The sequence below is a fragment of the Vibrio sp. 378 genome (assembly GCF_033339435.1).
In genome coordinates this window covers 1-526 of sequence record NZ_JAWOUO010001134.1, presented here as the reverse complement: position 1 = coordinate 526, position 526 = coordinate 1, and the positions used below count along the sequence as shown (strand labels likewise).

General features: G+C 51.3%; 2 pseudogenes. Both read left to right on the top strand.

Features of this window, described 5'->3' with window-relative positions:
• Positions 1–451, top strand: a pseudogene (vscN, locus tag R7Q48_RS30790) (SctN family type III secretion system ATPase VscN); the annotation flags it as partial.
• Positions 448–526: pseudogene (locus tag R7Q48_RS30785) on the top strand (type III secretion protein); the annotation flags it as partial. The pseudogenes vscN and R7Q48_RS30785, both read left to right, overlap by 4 nt.

Genomic DNA, 526 nt, shown 5'->3' with positions numbered 1-526 from the left:
ACTGCCAAAACTAATGGAGCGTGCAGGCCAATCGGACAAAGGCTCTATCACTGCCCTTTACACCGTATTGGTCGAAGGTGACGACATGACCGAGCCTGTCGCAGATGAAACGCGCTCCATTCTGGATGGACACATTATCCTTTCGCGGAAATTGGCAGCGATGAACCACTACCCGGCCATCGATGTGCTCCGCTCTGCAAGCCGAGTAATGAACCAAATTGTCGAGCCGAATCATCAAGCATCTGCCGCGCATCTGCGTGAAATGTTGGCGAAATATGAAGAAGTCGAGCTGCTTATCAAAATCGGCGAGTACCAACATGGCGCTGACCCGCGAGCCGATCTGGCAATCGCGCAAAGTGACGATATTCGCGCATTTTTACGTCAAGGTACCCATGAGCCAAGCGACCTTGAAGGTGCTATCACTCAACTGAAAGGCATCGCAGGTCAATGATCGAACGATTATTAGAAATGAAGAAAATTCGTGCAGACGGCGCCGATAAGGCCGTTCAACGCCAAGAACACGGAG